The sequence below is a fragment of the Brucella sp. NBRC 113783 genome (assembly GCF_040372265.1).
In the GTDB taxonomy this organism is placed as follows: Bacteria; Pseudomonadota; Alphaproteobacteria; order Rhizobiales; family Rhizobiaceae; genus Brucella; species Brucella teleogrylli.
This window is the reverse complement of the sequence record NZ_BAABRX010000001.1, coordinates 24,293-42,832: the sequence shown is the minus strand read 5'-3', so window position 1 is coordinate 42,832 and position 18,540 is coordinate 24,293. Positions and strand designations below refer to the sequence as shown.

Here is an 18,540-nt window from a genome sequence, read left to right as displayed (position 1 = left end):
AAAACCGCTTCACACTTTTCGGGATGTGCTCAGACGCCTCGCTTGTTGCCCCAGATCAGCACATGCAGTTGGGGCAGCACATGCGCCTCGAACCAGCGGTCGGCAATCACCTTATCCACCAGCCATTCCATGCGGCGCATAATGCCGTCGATGTCGATCAATGCATCGTCCGTTTCTGGCGGTGGCGGCGTGTGATTGCCGGGCTGGAGATAGACCGGCAGATGCGGATAAAGCGCCGAGACGTGTTTTGCGAAAGCATAATCGGCATCGTCGAAGATCACGAATTTCAGCACCGTTCGGGGCTTTGGCCCCGCCGCTTCGACACAGGCTGCCAGTGCGTCGGGATCGAATGCCATCGCGCTGGAAGGCGGTTTCGGGCTCAATACCAGCGTGTCCAGCGCGGAAAACCAGTCTTTTGCGACGGACCCCTGCGTTTCCAGTGCAAAGCGATAGGCCTCCTTCTTGCCATGGGCGATGAGCGGGCCAAGCGGCTGTATGGCCGGATTGCCGCCCGAAAGTGACACTGTTAAGGGTCGATTTTCCGAAAGTGCCGTCACTTCATGCCAGATGGCCTCGACGCCCATTGACTTCCACTCATGGCGAAAGCGGCTTTCGACCGCGTGCAGGCTGTCGCACCATGCGCAGCGGTAGTCGCAGCCGCCCGTTCGCACGAAGACAGTCGGCTCGCCGATCAGGACGCCTTCGCCTTGAATGGTCGGGCCGAAAATTTCGCTGATGCGGATTTCGGAGACCGGTTTCATGGCTTTGCACTTGGGCGATATTCCGCCCAGGTTTTTGGCGTTTCGCTCACCCGCACGGCGGATATTTCCGGCCAGCGCGCATGGCACCAGTCGAAAAAGTGCTTTGCCAGTGTTTCGGCTGTTGTCTGGCCATGGCCCAGCACGTCATTGAGATGCCGATGATCGAAAGCGTCATCGATATAACGCTTAAACGGCGCCAGTTCATGATAATCGCGCACGAAGCCATGGCCGTCGAGATCAGGAGCGGAAAGCTCGACCTCTACAATGTAGTTGTGGCCGTGCAGGCGTGCGCATTGGTGATCGGCAGGAAGTCCGGTCAATTGATGCGAGGCGGAGAAGTGAAACTCCTTGGTGATGCGAAACATCAGGTGTTCCTCCGCGCAACGGCTTCACGCCAGAAATCGGCATCTTCATAGACGGTCGGGTCTTTGACGCCCGCAAGGTGAAAGGCTTCGCGGCGCTCCACGCAGGTGCCGCAGCGGCCGCAATGGTTCTCGCCGCCTTTGTAGCAGGACCATGTCGCCTCGAAAGGCGTGTCGTGCCTCGCCCCATCGGTGACGATATCGGCCTTGGATGCGTTCACATAAGGCGCGAGTAATTTGATATCGGCATAGCCTTCCAGCGCATGGTTTTGCATGGTCTGGAACGCATTGATGAAGTTGGGGCGGCAGTCGGGATAGATGAAATGATCGCCGCCATGGACGGCAAGCGCCACCGCTTCGGCCTTTTGCGCAGCCGCCACGCCAAAGGCAATCGCCAGCATGATGGCGTTGCGATTGGGGACGACGGTGATCTTCATCGTCTCCTCGGCATAGTGGCCGTCTGGCACATCGACATTGTCCGTCAGCGCCGAGCCGGTCAGGCTGGCGCCGATGGTGCGGATATCAATGATCTGGTGCGGAACGCTCAGCCGTTCGGCGCAGGCTTTGGCCGAATCGAGTTCCTTTTTATGACGTTGGCCATAATTGAAAGAGAGAAGGGCAGTGAGGTCATGTTCCGCCGCGATTCTATGCGCAAGCGAAACGGAGTCGAGTCCGCCGGAGCAGACGACAAGCGTTTTCATAGTCAGGGTTCCTTGTTTTGACCGGGTAGGCTGCGACCGGTTAGTGCGGGCGTGTCGTAAAGCAGGATGCCGCCTTTGTAAACGCCACGGATGAGGGAGCAGAAGGCCTCTCAGGGGATGTCGCAATCTGAGAATGAAGTTCTGCCAGAATAAATGGATATTAATCGATATAGATCGCCGAGGCTGATTGACGTGCACGTCAAGCGTCTTTAGGTTTCCCGCCGGTTTCTAATAGGAAGTGCCGTGACGGGACGGTTTGTCACCGTGCTTCCTACGGAGCCGCTTTCACGTCGCATTCCCGTCGGAATCTGGCATGCAGGCGGTGGTTCATGGCGGCATAGTCTGCCGCAAGATTCATGGAAGAGGTGATCGCGGATGAAAGTCCTTGTCGCAGTAAAACGGGTTGTCGATTACAACGTAAAGATCCGTGTGAAGGGAGACGGTTCGGGCGTTGAGCTTGCCAACGTCAAGATGTCGATGAACCCTTTTGACGAGATTGCGGTTGAAGAGGCGATCCGTCTGAAGGAAGCTGGCAAGGTAACGGAGATTGTGGCTGTTTCGGTTGGCCCGGCACAGGCGCAGGAAACGCTGCGCACGGCGCTCGCCATGGGTGCGGACCGCGCCATTCTGGTCAAGACCGACGAGACGGTCGAGCCACTCGGCGTTGCCAAGGTGTTGAAGGGCGTTGTCGAGGCTGAACAGCCGGACCTCGTCTTCCTCGGCAAGCAGGCGATCGACGACGATGCCAACCAGACCGGCCAGATGCTGTCGGCGCTCCTCAACTGGAGCCAGGCAACCTTTGCCTCCAAGGTGGAACTGGCTGACGGTTCGGCCAAGGTCACGCGCGAAGTGGATGGCGGTCTGCAGACCATCGATGTGAAGCTTCCGGCGATTGTCACGGTTGATCTTCGTTTGAACCAGCCGCGTTATGCGTCGTTGCCCAATATCATGAAGGCGAAGAAGAAGCCGCTGGACGAGAAGTCGCCTGCCGATTTCGGCGCCGATATTGCACCGCGCCTCAAGGTGCTGAAGACCGAAGAGCCGGGTGGTCGCAAGGCTGGCGTCAAGGTCGGTTCGGTCTCTGAACTGGTTGAAAAACTCAAAGCCGATGGCGTGCTGTAATAAATCGGAAGGGACGAGAAAAATGGCTATTCTTCTTATTGCCGAACACGACAATGCAACCCTTTCGGACCAGACGGCAAAGGCGCTGACGGCAGCTGCCCAGATCGGCGGCGATGTCGATATTCTGGTTGCAGGCAAGGGTGCAAAATCTGCAGCCGATGCAGCCGCCAAGCTCAAAGGCGTGCGCAAGGTTCTGCTGGCTGAAAGCGATGCGCTGGAAAACCGTCTGGCTGAGCCAACGGCAGCACTCATCGTGGAACTTGCCGCCCATTACGACACGATCATCGCACCGGCGACGACCTCGGCCAAGAATATCCTGCCGCGCGTTGCAGCGTTTCTCGATGTGATGCAGTTGTCCGAAATCATGGAAGTGGTGTCAGCGGATACGTTCAAGCGTCCGATCTATGCGGGCAATGCGATCCAGACAGTGCAGTCTACTGACGCCAAGAAGGTGATCACCGTTCGCACGGCCTCCTTCTCCGCAACGGGCGAGGGCGGTTCGGCTGCCGTCGAGAACGCAACGGTGCCTGCCGATCCGGCCCTGTCGAGCTTTGTTGGCAATGCGCTGTCGGCTTCGGATCGTCCGGAACTGACCTCGGCGAAGATCATCATCTCGGGCGGTCGCGCACTTGGTTCGGCTGAAAAGTTCCAGGAAGTGATCCTGCCGGTTGCCGACAAGCTCGGTGCGGCGGTTGGCGCCAGCCGTGCGGCAGTCGATGCGGGCTATGCGCCAAACGACTGGCAGGTTGGCCAGACGGGCAAGGTGGTTGCACCGGACCTTTACATCGCTGTCGGCATCTCCGGCGCGATCCAGCATCTGGCTGGCATGAAGGACAGCCGCGTCATCGTCGCCATCAACAAGGATGAAGAAGCGCCGATCTTCCAGGTTGCTGATTATGGCCTCGTCGGTGATCTCTTCACCGTGCTGCCGGAGCTGCAGAAGGCTCTCTGATTTTTGCGAAGCGGCGGGCTGATCTCGCCGCTTCGTTATTTTGCGACCCGTCCCAGTCGGAGACTTAGTCTCGCGTTTGGGGCGGGTTCTTTGTAATGAGCGAGAATTTTGGATTGCATTTTAGGCGTTCAGCCTATCATTTGCTGGATGAGCCTTTTGCAATTCGAAGCGCGGTTTTCCGCTTGCTGTAGAAAAGATATGCTCGACAGGCCCCTTTTGGGGAGGATGAAGGAGTTACACGGTGGCGATCAAGACGGTTGGTATAGTTGGCGCGGGGCAGATGGGTGGCGGCATCGCTCATGTCTGCGCTCTGGCAGGGTTTAGTGTGCTTTTGCATGATGCTGCGCCGGACCGGCTGGAAAAGGGCATTGCCACCATCAATGGCAATATGGCGCGTCAGGTTTCTTCGGGCAAATTGCAGGAAGAAGAGCGCGCCGCCGCCATGAAGCTGATCCGCGCGGCGAATTCCATGGAAGACCTTGCTGGTGTCGATCTGGCCATTGAAGCGGCGACGGAAGACGAAACCGTCAAGCGCAAGATTTTCGCGCAGCTCTGCCCGATCCTGAACCCGCAAGCCATTCTGGCGACCAACACCTCGTCAATTTCGATCACACGGCTTGCTTCGACGACGGACCGCCCGGAACGTTTCATCGGTATTCACTTCATGAATCCGGTGCCGGTGATGAAACTGGTGGAACTGGTGCGCGGTATCGCCACCGATGAAGACACGTTCCGCAAATCGAAGGATTTCGTGCAGGCGCTGGGCAAGACCGTGACGGTCGCCGAAGATTTCCCGGCATTCATCGTCAACCGCATCCTGCTGCCGATGATCAACGAGGCGATCTATACGCTTTACGAAGGCGTGGGCAGCGTCGAGGCTATCGATACGGCCATGAAGCTCGGTGCGAACCATCCGATGGGCCCGTTGCAGCTGGCAGACTTCATCGGTCTCGACACCTGCCTTTCGATCATGCAGGTGCTGCATGACGGGCTTGCGGATTCCAAATATCGCCCATGCCCGCTGCTGGTCAAATATGTCGAGGCAGGCTGGCTTGGACGCAAGACGGGCCGCGGCTTTTACGATTATCGCGGCGAGCACCCGGTGCCGACGCGCTGATAGTGCTATTGCCAATCGATCTAAAAAGCCGGTTTTGACCGGCTTTTTTTGTGAGAACTTTCAACTGTGACAAGTTTCAGGCAGTTGTGGAAAACCGGAATATCGTTACTATTAACTTACCGTTAACGATGCGGATTTAGCACTTATTCATCTTTGATCGTTAAAGTTTTCATTAAGATGTTCGGAAGTGAAGATTACTTCACAAGCTCACATTGAGCGCGGAACATCATTTCGAACATGATTGAGATGAAGGTGAAAGCGATGAGCATTCTTGTTCAGTTGCGTGACAGCGTTAATGTCATCCGCGAGTTCGTCGCACCGAGCTATCGGCCTGAGCGTCATTATATGCGCGGACCTGGCCCGGCTTGCGAAGCACGCACGCGCCACTAAAGTGCATTTCGATCTGATTATATCAGATCGGACTGTGCCCTAAGCCTCTCCCAAGGCACCCCAGAATGAAATAAAGCCAGAACGGTCGCCCGCTCTGGCTTTTTGCTTTTCTGAAATTAGGCTTCGATAAAGCCGATTATTCCAGCCCTTCAAACAGCGCCGTCGAGAGATAGCGTTCTGCAAAGGATGGAATGATGATGACAATGTTCTTGCCAGCATTCTCCGGGCGCTTGCCCACTTCAACGGCAGCAGTCAGCGCTGCGCCCGACGAAATACCGACCGGGATGCCTTCGATGCGGGCAATCAGGCGCGCATTAGCAAAGGAATCCTCGTTGGAAACCTGCACCACTTCATCGTAAATGCCGGTGTCGAGCGTCTTTGGTGCAAAGCCTGCGCCAATACCCTGAATCTTGTGCGGGCCGGGCGTCCCGCCGGACAAGACGGGTGAATCCTTCGGTTCGACGGCAATCACCTTGAAGGAAGGCTTGCGCGCCTTGATCACCTGACCGACGCCGGTAATCGTGCCGCCGGTGCCGATGCCGGAGATCAGAATATCGGCTTCGCCATTGGTGTCGTTCCAGATTTCTTCCGCCGTCGTGCGGCGATGGATTTCCGGATTGGCGGGATTTTCAAACTGCTGCGGAATGATGGCGTTCGGGTTGCCTTCGGCGATTTCCTCAGCCTTGGCAATGGCGCCCTTCATGCCCTTGGCGCCTTCGGTCAGCACCAGCTCGGCGCCAAGCAGCTTGAGAAGCTTGCGGCGTTCCACCGACATGGTTTCCGGCATGGTGAGCACGAGGCGATAGCCTTTTGCGGCAGCGGCAAAGGCCAGCGCAATGCCGGTATTACCCGAAGTCGGCTCCACAAAAACCGTCTTGCCGGGCACGGCCTTGCCCTGTTCTTCAAGCGCCTCAATCAAGGCGAGACCGATACGGTCCTTGACGCTTGCCAGCGGATTGAAGAATTCCAGCTTTACCAGAAGGTTCGCGACAACGCCGTTTTCCTTGGCAAATTTATCAATGCGCACAAGCGGCGTATTGCCGATTGTTTCCAGAATGGAGCCGTAAATACGACCACGTCCCGCAGTTTCGTCGCTCTTCGAGCCAAGGGGTTTGTTCATAGCGTAATCTCCCTTCATATTGCGCAAAGTTTAAGAGGAAACAGCGCAAAAGCATAGCTGGGCATATGCGCTTGATGGATCAAGATTAGAATTATATTCTATATAATCGAATTTTTTAAAAGTGAATTCCATCAAAATTGGGAGTGCGCGTATTAGCTTATCTGAAAGCTCATTGATCCGCGTCAATGCAACCGTGAGAGCGGCGCGCGCATAATCAAGCTGTCAGGCAACAGGAGACCGAGTGATGTACAAGAATATTCTGATCGCAACCGACGGGTCGGAACTCGCTGAAAAGGGCGTGGATCAGGGCGTGGAACTGGCCAAGGAAACGGGCGCGAAATTGACTTTCGTGTCGGTGACCGAGCTTTTGCCGTCCTATGGCATCGTCGTTGCGGCGGAGTGGGCGTCGAGCCCTGTTGCGTTTCAGGAATATCGCGAAGCAATCACCAAGGCGGCAACCGAGATTCTGACCAAGGCCAAGGGCAAGGCGCAGGCCGCCGGTGTGACCGCTGAAGCGGTGCATGTCGAAAACCAGTCGCCCGCGCAAGGTATTGTGGAAGTTGCCAAATCCCACGGCAGCGACCTGATCATCATTTCTTCACATGGCCGTCGCGGCGTCAACAAACTTCTGCTCGGCAGTCAGGCGGCGGAAGTCCTGTCGCTCAGCACTGTTCCGGTTCTGGTGATCAAATAATTGGTAGCTACTTGTTTTCTATCGGGCGTTTCACACGGGTTCAGCGATTGCCCGTGAGAGGCAAACAACGAAAGAAGATTGCCGATCACCTCTGTTAAGCTCCTCTTGTCCGCCTATCTGGTTGGGCAAGAGGAATTTGGCTTTTCAGGAGATCGTCATGACTGCGCCACGTCCATCCAAGACCAGCTTGGGCAATCATTTGCTTCACCCCGAAACGCAAATGCTGAATTACGGCTATGACCCGGAGCTTTCCGAGGGCGCAGTCAAGCCGCCGGTCTTTCTGACGTCAACCTTCGTGTTCAAGACCGCCGAAGACGGACGCGATTTCTTCGATTTCGTTTCCGGACGCAAGGAGCCGCCCGCCGGTGTCGGCGCGGGGCTGGTCTATTCGCGCTTCAATCATCCCAACAGCGAGATCGTGGAGGACCGTTTGGCCGTCTATGAGGGCGCCGAAAGCTCTGCGCTATTCTCATCCGGCATGTCGGCCATTGCGACCACGCTTTTCGCCTTTGCCCGGCCCGGCGATGTCATCCTGCATTCGCAGCCGCTCTATGGTGGTACTGAAACGCTGCTGGCGAAGACGTTTTTGAATTTCGGCGTGGAAGCGGTGGCTTTTGCCGATGGCGTGCATGAGGCGGCAATCGAAAAGGCGGCCGAGGAAGCCTTGGCTAAGGGGCGCGTTTCGGTCATCCTGATCGAAACACCGGCCAACCCGACCAACAGTATCGTCGATATCGCCGCCATCCGGCGCGTGGCTGAAAAGATCGAGCAGCAGCAAGGGCATCGCCCGATCATCGCCTGCGACAACACCTTGCTGGGGCCGGTCTTTCAAAAGCCACTCGATCACGGCGCGGATTTGTCGGTTTATTCGCTGACTAAATATGTTGGCGGCCACTCAGACCTGATTGCGGGCGCGGTGCTGGGTTCCAAATCCATCGTCCGGCAGGTGAAAGCCTTGCGCGGCGCCATCGGCACGCAGCTCGATCCGCACTCCTGCTGGATGCTTGGCCGATCACTGGAAACGCTGGGGCTGCGCATGGAACGCGCCAACAGCAATGCGCGGGCGACGGCTGAATTTCTGCGCGAGCATCCGAAGGTCGAAAAGCTGCATTATCTGCCCTTCGCGGATGAGAATTCCGATGTCGGCGCATTGTTCAGGCGGCAATGCACGGGCGCCGGCTCTACCTTCTCCTTCGATATCAAAGGCGGGCAGGCCGCAGCATTCCGTTTTCTCAATGCGCTTCAGATTTTGAAACTGGCCGTCAGCCTCGGCGGCACGGAATCGCTTGCGAGCCACCCGGCGGCAATGACCCATTCCGGCGTTCCGCTTGAGGTCCGCGAGCGTATCGGCGTGCTGGAATCGACCATCCGTCTGTCCATCGGCATCGAGCATCCGGACGATCTGATTGCCGATCTCGCGCAGGCGCTGGACGTGGCGTAAGCAAAGCCGCCGCTGACGTCGGGTTGGCCTGGCCTCAGCGGCGGTAATCGATTTCTGATAGCAGTTCCTGCAATTGGCGGCCCGTCGTTGTTTCGGACCAGCTGCCGCTGTTGCCGAGGCTGCGAAACGTTGCTCCGGCGGCCAATGCAATTTCGTTCGGCAGTTTCGCATCGGCCAGCATTTCCGCAAGCGCCTCCATTTCCTCGGCGCGGCGCAGCACGTGGCGCGGATAGGTCGGCACCAGTTTGCCGAAATCGGATAATGTGCCGCCCAGATGTTGGCCGATCAGTTCGAACAGGGAATCGGTCACGCCAAAAGCATTGGCCGTGTTGGCCGTCTCGAACAGGGCAGCGGCGACGGTCTTGTTGAAACCGGCAAAGGCCATTTTGAACACTGAAGCCTGCGCGATTTCCTCGCCAAGTGCGATTACTGGCAACAGGCCTTTAAACAATTCTTCCAGCGGTTTCGTGTCGGGGCCGCTGGCATAGATGCGGCCTTCGTCGCCAAGATGCGAGGCGCGACCGATGATGCAGGCATTGCAGAATGGAAGCGAAGCATTGCCGAAAGCTGTGTTCAGCCGTTCGGCATCGGCAGGCGTCTTGGCATTCATATCGACGTAAAACGGCGCCGCTTTCTGTTCGCGGCTGGCCGCGATTGCCTGTTCGGCCACGTCGATGACTGCCGATGGCGGCACGAGCGACAGCACGAGGTCGCTTTCTGCCAGAGCGGAAGCCATGTCGTCCCGCATTTCGACACCGATTGACCGGGCTGTCTCTTGCGTCTGCTCGCTGCGACCGCCCATCGGGCTGACGACTTTATGACCGGCAGCAATCAGCAATTTGGCAAAGGCGCTGCCCATATCGCCGGGATAGAGAAGAGTGATTGTGGACATGATGAGCCTCCTGCTGGTTCAAGCTTTTGTTGATGTCTTGCGCGACACACTGGCGCCGAACAGTGCCAGTCCGCCGAGAACAGAAATGACGGCGTAGATTTCGAAGGCGAATACGTAGCTACCCGTCATGTCGAACAGCAATGCGGCCAGCATCGGACCGCCAATGCCGGAGATCATCACCATTGGCGTGACCACACCCATGATGGCGCCCTGATTCTTGCGACCGAACAAGGAAGCCAGCAGAAAGGGCATCATCATGATGAGCCCGCCAGCCGACAAGCCGCTCAACACACCGTAGCCAAGCTGCAACTGCCAGATACTATTGGCGCTGATAAAAAGGATCAGCCCGATGGCCTGCATCGCCGAAAGGCAGAGAATCACCAGCCGGGTCGGGAACTGATCGGCGATGAAACCCGTGAGCAATTTGCCCAGAATGGCACAAATACCGTAGGTCAGGACGACGCTGCCCGCTTGCGCGGTGGTGAAGCCAAGCGACTGCGCGGCTGGGATCTTGTGCAGCAGGGCACCTTTCAGCACGAAGTCGGAAAGATTCCAGCCGACCATGAGAAACCAGAAGCCCGGCGAGCGCATCGCGTCTGCCACCGTCAGATCAGGGCTGGTATCGGCTTTTCCGGCTTGGACCTTCGCATCGTCCGTTTCGTCTCCCAACGGCTTCAGCCCCATATCGGAAGGTTCGCGGCGAAGGACGAAGATTGCGAGTGGCACCAGAATGAGAACCGGCAAGAAGCCGAGGACGAACCAGGTCGAGCGCCAGTCCGAAATCGACAAAAGCCAGATGATCAGAGGCGACATCAGGATGCCGCCGAGATTGGCCCCGGATGAAACCAGCCCGGTTGCGCGACCGCGCTGCGCTGAAAACCACTTGGCGATCAGCGGAAACACCAGTGCGTTGGACAGGCCCGCAACCCCGACGCCGCCGATAACACCGAAAGTCAGTGCGAACTGCCAGAAAGTCTGGGCGAGAGACGTCAGGCTGAATGACAAGCCGACGAGTACCGCGCCGATAATCATGATGGTTCTCGGTCCACGTTGGTCCACCCATCGTCCGACGAGGGGCGCCATGATCCCGGCGACAAGTTCACGGAAGGCAATCACGCCGGTGATCTGGGTATTGGACCAGCCCAGTTCCTCGCGCGCGGGATTGATGATGAAACCCATGGTCTGGAAGCCGATGCCGGCGCGGATGCACGAGATGGCGAGACAGGCGAGGGCAATGTACCAGGCATAATGAATCTGACTTGGTTTTCGCATTTGCACGGTCCTCCGAAGTAGCGAGACGGGACTTTGAAGCGAGCAAGGAATGCGAGGTCGTCAGGCGGAAAATGCACGCAAGTATCCGTCACCGATGCACGGGCATCGGTCTGTTTGACTTTTCATCGTCATGGCAGAATCAGGAGCGCTGAGCGTCGTACTGCCCTAAAGCGCATTTCGATCACATGAAATCAGATCGGCGCTCTGAGGAGCGGGAGTGCAACATGGATGCACTCCCGAGCCTTGCCGAAAAACGCCCTATGCGCTCTCGGTCTTTTCCATTCTCGACAATGCAGACATCTTTTTCGCAGATGCAGGCGCCACCATCGGGTAATTGGCGGGCAGGTTCCATTTGCGCCTGTATTCATCAGGTGTCAGCCCGAAGCGGCTCATCAGGGCGCGCTTGAGCGTCTTGTAGCGGCGACCGTCTTCCAGGCAGATGATGTAATCTTCGAAAACCGACTCTTCGGGGTTTACCGAAGGTATTGCGGGAGGCTCCTCGGCAGAAAAGCTGCTTCCTTCCGACAACTCCCCGATGCATTCGCAGACATCAGAGATTGTCTTTAGTAATTCCTCATGGGTTACCTGATTTTTGTTCAGATAAGACGTTATAATGTTGTTCGCAAGTTGTAGGTGGAGGTTTCTATTTACGTATACATATTCTTTTTGGGTGTTTTCCATCATATGTCGCCAGATAGGAGGGAGGTTTATTTTATCAAGTTTTTGTAATGCGATTGCGTGAGCCTGATCGTGATGGGTTTGTGGTTTCAACGTGCGGTTTAAGTATCATCGTATTTGACTTTACAGTAAAGTCAAAATTAACATTGCGTAATGTAGCAAACTACGAAATAAGGCCGTGTCAGCGGCTGAAAGGCGCGTGGATACTGGGCTGGTTGTGTCGAACGCAAATCGGTTCGATCAGAGTCGAACGAAATCCGGCGCAGGCGCGTTGCACATGCGTTTTCGGTCTATGGGGAAGGTGCCATCCGGCGATGTCGAATAGCCGTGATCAACCCGGCGGAAAGAGGCCGGGTGACAGAAACTCGAGATTTTTAATGAAGTGGTGCGGGTGGTCGGAATCGAACCGACACTCCTTTCGGAACCGGATTTTGAGTCCGGCGCGTCTACCAGTTCCACCACACCCGCACAGGTCTGCCGAAGCAGTTCGATATGGTCCGAATTGGACAGCGGGTTGGGATATACCGACTAAACGAAACAACGTCAATTGCCCACAAGCGCAGGTTTTGGCGTAGAATGACAATTGTTATGAATGGCCTATCCAAAGCAGCCAGAACCCTTGGCCAACGCATAGGGCAGCATGGCGCGGCCAGCTTTGAAAGACGCGCTAAAAAGTCAAACGTCGAAAAGCCGAAAACTCCCCTGACACTCGTTGCTTGAAAGCACGGCGCTCGTTGGGGCGATCAGCACCTGCCGTTCCGCCGCAGAACGCCGGGCGTTTGCGCGGGCAATCAAATCGCAAATGTTTTCGACGGCAAGACCTTGCCGGTTTGGTGCGGACTATCTTTGGCGCAGACCGTGTTCAACCACGTTCCAAACCACCACCACGGCAATGAAGCCGAGCAGGATGTAATCCAGCGTGCTGATATAGTGGAAATATTCCATAGCGCATCTCCTTCCCATGGGAGGGCGCAATGGCGGTTGCGAACCAGACGAAAGCCGGTCCTGTTGTTATGACCCGGAACGCTTCGCACCCTCTTGCGAGGTGGAATTGCACCGGTGCGGACCTCCTCTTCCGCCTGTCATGCGCTCTCCCGGAGCTGATGATAACACGTCGGAAAAGCTTTCACAAACTGTTGATCTTGCCCGCTATTTCTATAGCGGGCAAAGCATCGTTTTAGCTCCGATCCGTGAAGCTGCGAATGCGGTTTCGCACGATGCGCGCCAGATTGCGGGTGCGCTGATAAAGATGGATCTGCGATGCGGCCTGACGCGCGAGCTTGTCTGCACCGGGGTTTAGTCCGACCACCAATGTCTCGATGGTTTCGCGCTCGCGGAAAAGCCTCGTCATCACCGGATGGTCCGGCACGGCACAGGAATCCGTTCTGAGAATATTCGGATCGTTCAGGTGGCTTTTCGCGACTTCGATCATGAGCAGAACGCCGGGCGAGAAAGTCTGAAGGCTTTCGTCATAGGCGGTTTTCCAGGTCCAGGCTTCGCCTGCAACGGTGAAGACGGTGAGGATGGCGATGACGCGTCCGTCCAGTTCCAGCGTGTGGATGCGCACACAATCGCGTTCGGCAAGATTATTGACCGCCTCGCGCGCGAAGGCCGCACGGAAACGGTCTACGGCCATGGCCGTGCCGCGCTTTCCCTTCCAGCCGCTGGCTTCCAGCGACAGGAAATGCTCGAAGGACTGCCGCACTTCGTCCGGCGTGCGATAGATGCGGTGGACGAGTTCGCCTTTTTCGGCCAGACGCCGCCACTGGCGCTGATAATCGCGGCGGTGATGCGCGCCGATCGCCTGCTGGATATAGCTGTCGCCGTCGAGATCGCTCTTGAGGAACGGACGCTCTTTCTGTTCGATGGCGACGACCGGCAATTGCCGTCCGACCGCGACGGAGCGGATGAGTTTTGCCGCAGCGCCATTGGCGCGCATTTCGGGCAGAACCAGCACATCGGGCAGTTTGAGGTGATCGCGCGCCAGAATATCGAACAGATCTTCCACAACGCCGACCGGATCGTCATGGTCGATAAGCGGCGTGCCCTGCGGGCCGAACGGCGTGGACCAGGCGCGGATGACCGGCGTGGACAGCGGGAGACCCGGACGCTCAATGGTGTAGGGCATCACGAAGCGCAGGCGGCTGCGGATTTCGTTCTCGTCGCGCATGACCATGAAGCGCACTTCACGGTCTTCCAGCCGTGGCATGGCGGGAGCTAGAAAACGCGCATTGAAGAAGACATTCGGTTCGATGGTCCGGTTGCTCAGGTGGTCCAGCTCGTCGCGCAGTTCGAAGCCTGCCGCAGCGCCGTAGATCGCCAGCTTGCGCGGAATATCGCGGCTGTGAAGGCTTTCCTCCAGCTTCTTGGCGGCATCCATGGCGGCGACCGTATCGGACAGTTCCGAGACGATGCGAGCTGCGTTTCCGCCTGCGGATTCTTCAAGCAAAGGTTTTGCGGCCATTACAAAATACCCTCCGGGCTATTGTCTCGATCTCGGGGGATGAGAATGAACATAGCGATATGCATGGTGCGAAAGACGGCTGTTGAAAGCAGCGTGGCTTCCATCAGCATGGCGATAGCTGTCGAAATTGCGGCGCCGGTCAGGCCGAAGCGTGGGATCAGCACCAGATTGAGAATGACATTGACGCCAAGTGTGGCTGCATAGAGCAGGGCGCAGATATTCTGCTTGCCCGACATGTTGAGAAGGCTTTCCGCTGGCCCCACGCTGGCACGGGCGATCACGCCGATGATCAGTATGAACAGCAGCGGATAGCCTTCCGTGAAGGCTGTGCCGAACAGGCGCAGCAGCGGATAGCCGGCCATCAGGATGACGATGCCGAGTACGAGCGTGGGCCAGAAGGTCCAGCGGACGGAAGCCTGCGCAAAGCTCGCAAATTCCTCACGACTGCCGCTGTGCAGCAGGTCCGAATAACGCTGCGCAACGCTAGCCTTCACCGCGAAATAGACGAAATGGGCAAGCGCCATGATTTTTGTCGCAGCGAAATAGATTGCGACATGCTGCGGGTCCATCTCGCGACCGACCATCAGCACATCGACATTGATGAGCAGGAAAAAAAATCCTTCGACAAGGAAAATCGGCAGGGCGACGGTCATCCATTCGCGCAGGCGCTGGTCGCGCGGGGCTGCCGGAATGTCTTTTTGTAGCGATCGGTCGACGGTGAAAAACTGCCCGACGGTGGTGAGCCATGTTGCGGCGATCGATACGGCAAGCGCGGTTGCCGCCGTCGATGGCAGGCCCGAGCCATGCGCCACGATCATGAACAGAAGCACCAGAAGCGGCCGCACGATATAGCTCGGCGTCAGCGCCAGAGTGACCCAGGTGCGCGAACGGGCGATACCATCCAGCATGTTGCCGAGCGTGATCATGGGCAGGCAGACGAAACCCAGAATGAAGGGCACCAGATAATAGCTGGCGACCTCATCCTTCAACAGCCAGAGCGCGAGTGAGCCGATCAGCGCGATCACAGTTGCAGCCGCAAAGGCAAATGCGCGTCCGGTGAACAGGATGCCCCGCACCAGACCGAACATCTGGCGCTGAACATATTCCGGCACAAAGCGAATGATGGTCGTGTGCAGGCCGAAACAGGCGAGATCGCCGATGATCACCATCGTCAGCCAGACGAGAACGAAAATGCCATATTCGAATTCGCCCATCCAGCGAGCGAGGATGACTTGCGACAGGAGCGCGATGGCGGCGCTCGCCACACGAACGGAAAATGCGATCAGCGATGCGCGCTGTGCAGCCGCCTGCGGACCGCTATCGGTCAGCACGGAATCCAGCCGCTCCGTCACAGGACGGAGTTTGGCCGCGATGGTGCCGGGTAAAAACCGGCCCGCTGCTTCAGCTGCCGAAAACCACACGTCTATGCCAACCCTGTTATGCGCCGCCCTTGTGATGAGCGTTTCGCTTGTTTGCGCCGGGATTCTCCCGGTCTCGTTGTCTGTTGTCTCGCACACTTATCCGAAAAACATTTCACGTTTTCGGGATGTGTTGGAATTCTTGTTATCGGTCCCGATACGAGCCCGATGGCAGGACCTTAGATGGGAGTTCTTTAAAAAGGGAAAAAAGAAAAATCCAGCGGAAGATTTCACGCGGAAATTGTAGGAATGGTGAGTATTTCCTGAATCCCGCGCATCTATGCTTACTGCTTGATTAAAGCATCGATAGACAAGGCTGCAAAGAAAAACCCCGGCGTTTGGCGCGCCGGGGTTTTGTTCTTATTCGAAAGCACCGTGGCAGTGCTTGTACTTCTTGCCCGAACCGCATGGGCAGGCCTCATTGCGGCTGACCTTACCCCAGGTGCGGGGATCGACCGGGTCCCGGTCGGCTGCCGGGATGACGCGCTCATCGTGCTGATGATCGGTCCATGCGGCATCGTCGAAGTCGTTCTGCCCGGTCGTCTCGTCAATGTGGCGGCCCTGCATGACCGGCAGTTCCGGCTCCTGCGGTGCTTCGCGGACAATCTCAACACGCATAAGCTGCGAGATGACCACTTCGCGAAGGTTCGCCAGCATGGACTGGAACAGTTCGAAGGCTTCCGTCTTGTACTCGTTCAGCGGGTCGCGCTGTGCATAGCCACGGAAACCAACAACCGAGCGCAGATGGTCGAGATTGACCAGATGCTCACGCCACAGATTGTCGAGCGACTGCATGATGACCGACTTTTCAACATAGGTCATGATCTGCGGACCAAAGCGTTCGGCGCGGTCGGCAGCAGCCTTGTCGGCAGCTTCCTTGATGCGGGTCTCGAATTCTTCTTCGGCGATGCCTTCTTCCTTCGCCCATTCCTCGACCGGCAGGTCGAGATTGAGCTTGGTGGTAACGTCTTCCTTCAGACCGGCAATATCCCACTTTTCCGCATAGGCGTCCTTGGGGATACGCAGCGCAACCATGTCCTCGATGACCTCGTGGCGCATCTCGGCGACCGTTTCGGTCAGGTCCGGCTCGTCCATCATTTCAAGACGCTGTTCGAAGATCACCTTGCGCTGATCGTTCATCACGTCGTCGTATTTGAGCAGGTTTTTACGAATTTCGAAGTTGCGGGCTTCGACCTTCTTCTGCGCCTTTTCCAGCGCCTTGTTGATCCAGGGGTGGACGATGGCTTCGTCTTCCTTGAGGCCGAGCTTTTGCAGCATGCCGTCCATACGGTCGGAGCCGAAGATACGCATCAGGTCGTCCTGCAGCGACAGGAAGAATTTTGAACGGCCCGGATCGCCCTGACGACCGGAACGGCCACGCAGCTGGTTGTCGATGCGGCGGCTTTCGTGACGCTCGGTGGCGAGAACATAAAGTCCGCCTGCGGCCAGCGCCTTTTCCTTGAGCTGCGCGATATCGGCCTTGATCGCGGCGATCTTGGCTTCGCGCTCCGGACCTTCCGGAATGTCGGCCAGTTCCTGACGGACGCGCATTTCCAGATTGCCGCCAAGCTGGATGTCGGTGCCGCGACCGGCCATGTTGGTGGCGATGGTGACAGTGCCCGGCACACCGGCCTGGGCGATGATATAGGCTTCCTGCTCGTGATAGCGGGCATTCAGAACCTGGAAATCCTTGATGCCTTCCTTGCGCAGACGCTCGGCGAGAAGTTCCGACTTTTCGATCGAGGTCGTGCCGACGAGGATCGGTTGGCCCTTTTCGTGCGACGCACGAATATCGCGCACGATGGCTTTGTATTTTTCTTCGACAGTACGATAGACTTCGTCGTCCTCGTCGATACGCTGCACCGGCAGGTTGGTCGGGATTTCGAGAACTTCGAGACCATAGATATTGCCGAATTCTTCCGCCTCGGTGGCAGCCGTACCGGTCATGCCAGCCAGCTTGTTGTACATGCGGAAGTAGTTCTGGAAGGTGATCGATGCCAGCGTCTGGTTTTCCGGCTGGATGGTCACATGTTCCTTGGCTTCCAGCGCCTGATGCAGACCCTCCGAATATCGGCGGCCCGGCATCATGCGACCGGTGAATTCGTCGATGATGACGATTTCGTCGTTGCGGACGATATAGTCCTTGTCGCGCTGGAACAGCTTGTGCGCACGCAGCGCGTTGTTCAGATGGTGAACGACGGCGACGTTTTCGATGTCGTAGAGGCTTTCGCCTTTCAGATGGCCAGCGGCTTCGAGAAGCTGTTCGACCTTTTCCGTGCCGACTTCGGTGAAGATGGCGGTCTTCTGTTTTTCATCGACTTCGTAATCTTCGTCTGCCAGCGGCGGAATGAAAGTGTCGATGAGATTGTAGAATTCCGAACGATCTTCCAGCGGGCCGGAAATGATCAGCGGCGTGCGCGCTTCGTCGATGAGGATCGAGTCCACTTCGTCGACGATGGCGTAATTATGCGGGCGCTGCACCATCTGGGCGCGCTCATACTTCATATTATCGCGCAGATAATCGAAGCCGAGCTCGTTATTGGTGCCGTAGGTGATGTCGCAGGCATAGGCTTCGCGACGCTCATCGTCGTCCAGACCATGCTTGATGACGCCGACCGTCAGACCAAGGAAATTGTAAAGACGACCCATCGTTTCCGCATCGCGGGTGGCGAGGTAGTCGTTGACCGTCACAACGTGAACGCCCTTGCCCTCAAGCGCATTGAGGTAGACGGGCAGCGTCGCCATCAACGTCTTGCCTTCACCGGTGCGCATTTCTGCGATGCCGCGTTCATGCAGCACCATGCCGCCAATCAGCTGCACATCGAAGGGGCGCATGCCGAGCACGCGCTTGGCGGCTTCACGCGCGGTCGCGAAAGCGTCGGGCAAAATGGCGTCGAGCGTCTTTCCTTCAGCCAGTGCGGCGCGGAATTCGGCGGTCTTGGCCTGAAGCTGCTCATTGGTGAGCGTTTCGTAATTCTTCTCAAGCGCGGTAATTTGTTGCGCACGCTGACGCAGGGTCTTTACCTGGCGGTCGTTGGATGAACCGAATATCTTGCGGGCGAGGCCGCCAAAGCTGACCATCTCTGGTCCTTTCCTGTCCGTTCAGCCGGAAGCGCTTCCGGCAATGTCGAATGCTTTATTCACGCGTATTGAAAC

General features: G+C 57.2%; 16 protein-coding genes and 1 tRNA gene. 6 read left to right on the top strand and 11 right to left on the bottom strand.

Annotated elements, in window-relative coordinates; all coding sequences use genetic code 11:
- Window positions 1–29: 29 nt before the first annotated feature.
- The 3 genes from queE to queC are packed head-to-tail and all read right to left on the bottom strand — an operon-like array spanning window position 30 to window position 1,824.
- Window positions 30–761, bottom strand: a complete 732-nt coding sequence (queE, locus tag ABWW11_RS00195) for a 7-carboxy-7-deazaguanine synthase QueE (protein ID WP_124915116.1) — start codon at window positions 759–761, stop codon at window positions 30–32.
- On the bottom strand, window positions 758–1,126 hold the full coding sequence (gene queD, locus ABWW11_RS00190) for a 6-carboxytetrahydropterin synthase QueD (protein WP_109369894.1): 369 nt from the start codon (window positions 1,124–1,126) through the stop codon (window positions 758–760). Before queD ends, queE begins: the two co-directional genes overlap by 4 nt.
- Complete coding sequence (gene queC / locus ABWW11_RS00185) at window positions 1,126–1,824, bottom strand: 7-cyano-7-deazaguanine synthase QueC (protein ID WP_124915115.1); 699 nt, start codon at window positions 1,822–1,824, stop codon at window positions 1,126–1,128. Before queC ends, queD begins: the two co-directional genes overlap by 1 nt.
- Before the next feature lie 375 nt (window positions 1,825–2,199).
- Here queC and ABWW11_RS00180 point away from each other — a divergent pair, with 375 nt between their 5' ends.
- The 4 genes from ABWW11_RS00180 (at window position 2,200) to ABWW11_RS00165 (ending at window position 5,405) form a co-directional block, all read left to right on the top strand.
- Window positions 2,200–2,946, top strand: a complete 747-nt coding sequence (locus ABWW11_RS00180) for an electron transfer flavoprotein subunit beta/FixA family protein (RefSeq protein WP_121537525.1) — start codon at window positions 2,200–2,202, stop codon at window positions 2,944–2,946.
- A gap of 22 nt (window positions 2,947–2,968) precedes the next feature.
- Complete coding sequence (locus ABWW11_RS00175) at window positions 2,969–3,898, top strand: electron transfer flavoprotein subunit alpha/FixB family protein (protein WP_109369891.1); 930 nt, start codon at window positions 2,969–2,971, stop codon at window positions 3,896–3,898.
- A 241-nt stretch (window positions 3,899–4,139) separates the two neighbouring features.
- Entirely contained in the window at window positions 4,140–5,015 is an 876-nt protein-coding gene (locus tag ABWW11_RS00170; protein ID WP_078341045.1) for a 3-hydroxybutyryl-CoA dehydrogenase, read from the top strand.
- Between the two features lie 261 nt (window positions 5,016–5,276).
- Entirely contained in the window at window positions 5,277–5,405 is a 129-nt protein-coding gene (locus ABWW11_RS00165; protein ID WP_268898867.1) for a hypothetical protein, read from the top strand.
- Window positions 5,406–5,541: 136 nt separating this feature from the next.
- Here ABWW11_RS00165 and cysK read toward each other — a convergent pair whose 3' ends face one another.
- Window positions 5,542–6,525 (bottom strand): cysteine synthase A, encoded by a 984-nt coding sequence (gene cysK / locus ABWW11_RS00160; protein ID WP_109369890.1) that lies wholly within the window; start codon window positions 6,523–6,525, stop codon window positions 5,542–5,544.
- Between the two features lie 244 nt (window positions 6,526–6,769).
- On the opposite strand from cysK, the gene ABWW11_RS00155 reads away from it, so the two are divergent.
- Together ABWW11_RS00155 and ABWW11_RS00150 are read left to right on the top strand one after the other, a co-directional pair.
- Window positions 6,770–7,219 carry a universal stress protein gene (locus ABWW11_RS00155; protein ID WP_109369889.1) on the top strand — a complete coding sequence of 150 codons (450 nt, stop codon included), beginning with the start codon at window positions 6,770–6,772 and terminating at the stop codon, window positions 7,217–7,219.
- 157 nt (window positions 7,220–7,376) lie between these two features.
- Window positions 7,377–8,660, top strand: coding sequence for a cystathionine gamma-synthase family protein (locus ABWW11_RS00150; RefSeq protein ID WP_109369888.1), 1,284 nt, complete (start codon window positions 7,377–7,379; stop codon window positions 8,658–8,660).
- A 34-nt stretch (window positions 8,661–8,694) separates the two neighbouring features.
- Here the strand turns inward: ABWW11_RS00150 and ABWW11_RS00145 are convergent, their stop codons facing one another.
- The 7 genes from ABWW11_RS00145 to secA form a co-directional block, all read right to left on the bottom strand.
- Entirely contained in the window at window positions 8,695–9,552 is an 858-nt protein-coding gene (locus tag ABWW11_RS00145) for an NAD(P)-dependent oxidoreductase (RefSeq protein WP_109369887.1), read from the bottom strand.
- Window positions 9,553–9,570: 18 nt separating this feature from the next.
- A complete protein-coding gene (locus tag ABWW11_RS00140) occupies window positions 9,571–10,824 on the bottom strand; it encodes an MFS transporter (protein WP_109369886.1) in 1,254 nt (417 codons plus the stop codon).
- 258 nt (window positions 10,825–11,082) lie between these two features.
- A complete protein-coding gene (locus ABWW11_RS00135) occupies window positions 11,083–11,505 on the bottom strand; it encodes a Ros/MucR family transcriptional regulator (protein ID WP_171319748.1) in 423 nt (140 codons plus the stop codon).
- A gap of 380 nt (window positions 11,506–11,885) precedes the next feature.
- Window positions 11,886–11,970: transfer RNA gene (locus tag ABWW11_RS00130), tRNA-Leu, on the bottom strand.
- Window positions 11,971–12,679: 709 nt separating this feature from the next.
- The gene (gene bspF, locus ABWW11_RS00125) at window positions 12,680–13,966 is read right to left on the bottom strand and encodes a type IV secretion system effector crotonyl transferase BspF (protein ID WP_109369883.1); all 1,287 of its coding nucleotides are present in this window, start codon (window positions 13,964–13,966) and stop codon (window positions 12,680–12,682) included.
- Window positions 13,966–15,387, bottom strand: a complete 1,422-nt coding sequence (locus ABWW11_RS00120; RefSeq protein ID WP_109369882.1) for a lipopolysaccharide biosynthesis protein — start codon at window positions 15,385–15,387, stop codon at window positions 13,966–13,968. Before ABWW11_RS00120 ends, bspF begins: the two co-directional genes overlap by 1 nt.
- A 357-nt stretch (window positions 15,388–15,744) precedes the next feature.
- Complete coding sequence (gene secA, locus ABWW11_RS00115) at window positions 15,745–18,465, bottom strand: preprotein translocase subunit SecA (RefSeq protein ID WP_109369881.1); 2,721 nt, start codon at window positions 18,463–18,465, stop codon at window positions 15,745–15,747.
- Window positions 18,466–18,540: the final 75 nt, after the last annotated feature.

Bases quoted from the DNA above. Each gene is read 5' to 3' on its own strand.
- queE (WP_124915116.1), bottom strand. From the start codon at position 761: ATGAAACCGGTCTCCGAAATCCGCATCAGCGAAATTTTCGGCCCGACC.
- queD (WP_109369894.1), bottom strand. From the start codon at position 1,126: ATGTTTCGCATCACCAAGGAGTTTCACTTCTCCGCCTCGCATCAATTG.
- queC (WP_124915115.1), bottom strand. From the start codon at position 1,824: ATGAAAACGCTTGTCGTCTGCTCCGGCGGACTCGACTCCGTTTCGCTT.
- ABWW11_RS00180 (WP_121537525.1), top strand. From the start codon at position 2,200: ATGAAAGTCCTTGTCGCAGTAAAACGGGTTGTCGATTACAACGTAAAG.
- ABWW11_RS00175 (WP_109369891.1), top strand. From the start codon at position 2,969: ATGGCTATTCTTCTTATTGCCGAACACGACAATGCAACCCTTTCGGAC.
- ABWW11_RS00165 (WP_268898867.1), top strand. From the start codon at position 5,277: ATGAGCATTCTTGTTCAGTTGCGTGACAGCGTTAATGTCATCCGCGAG.
- cysK (WP_109369890.1), bottom strand. From the start codon at position 6,525: ATGAACAAACCCCTTGGCTCGAAGAGCGACGAAACTGCGGGACGTGGT.
- ABWW11_RS00155 (WP_109369889.1), top strand. From the start codon at position 6,770: ATGTACAAGAATATTCTGATCGCAACCGACGGGTCGGAACTCGCTGAA.
- ABWW11_RS00150 (WP_109369888.1), top strand. From the start codon at position 7,377: ATGACTGCGCCACGTCCATCCAAGACCAGCTTGGGCAATCATTTGCTT.
- ABWW11_RS00145 (WP_109369887.1), bottom strand. From the start codon at position 9,552: ATGTCCACAATCACTCTTCTCTATCCCGGCGATATGGGCAGCGCCTTT.
- ABWW11_RS00140 (WP_109369886.1), bottom strand. From the start codon at position 10,824: ATGCGAAAACCAAGTCAGATTCATTATGCCTGGTACATTGCCCTCGCC.
- ABWW11_RS00135 (WP_171319748.1), bottom strand. From the start codon at position 11,505: ATGGAAAACACCCAAAAAGAATATGTATACGTAAATAGAAACCTCCAC.
- bspF (WP_109369883.1), bottom strand. From the start codon at position 13,966: ATGGCCGCAAAACCTTTGCTTGAAGAATCCGCAGGCGGAAACGCAGCT.
- secA (WP_109369881.1), bottom strand. From the start codon at position 18,465: ATGGTCAGCTTTGGCGGCCTCGCCCGCAAGATATTCGGTTCATCCAAC.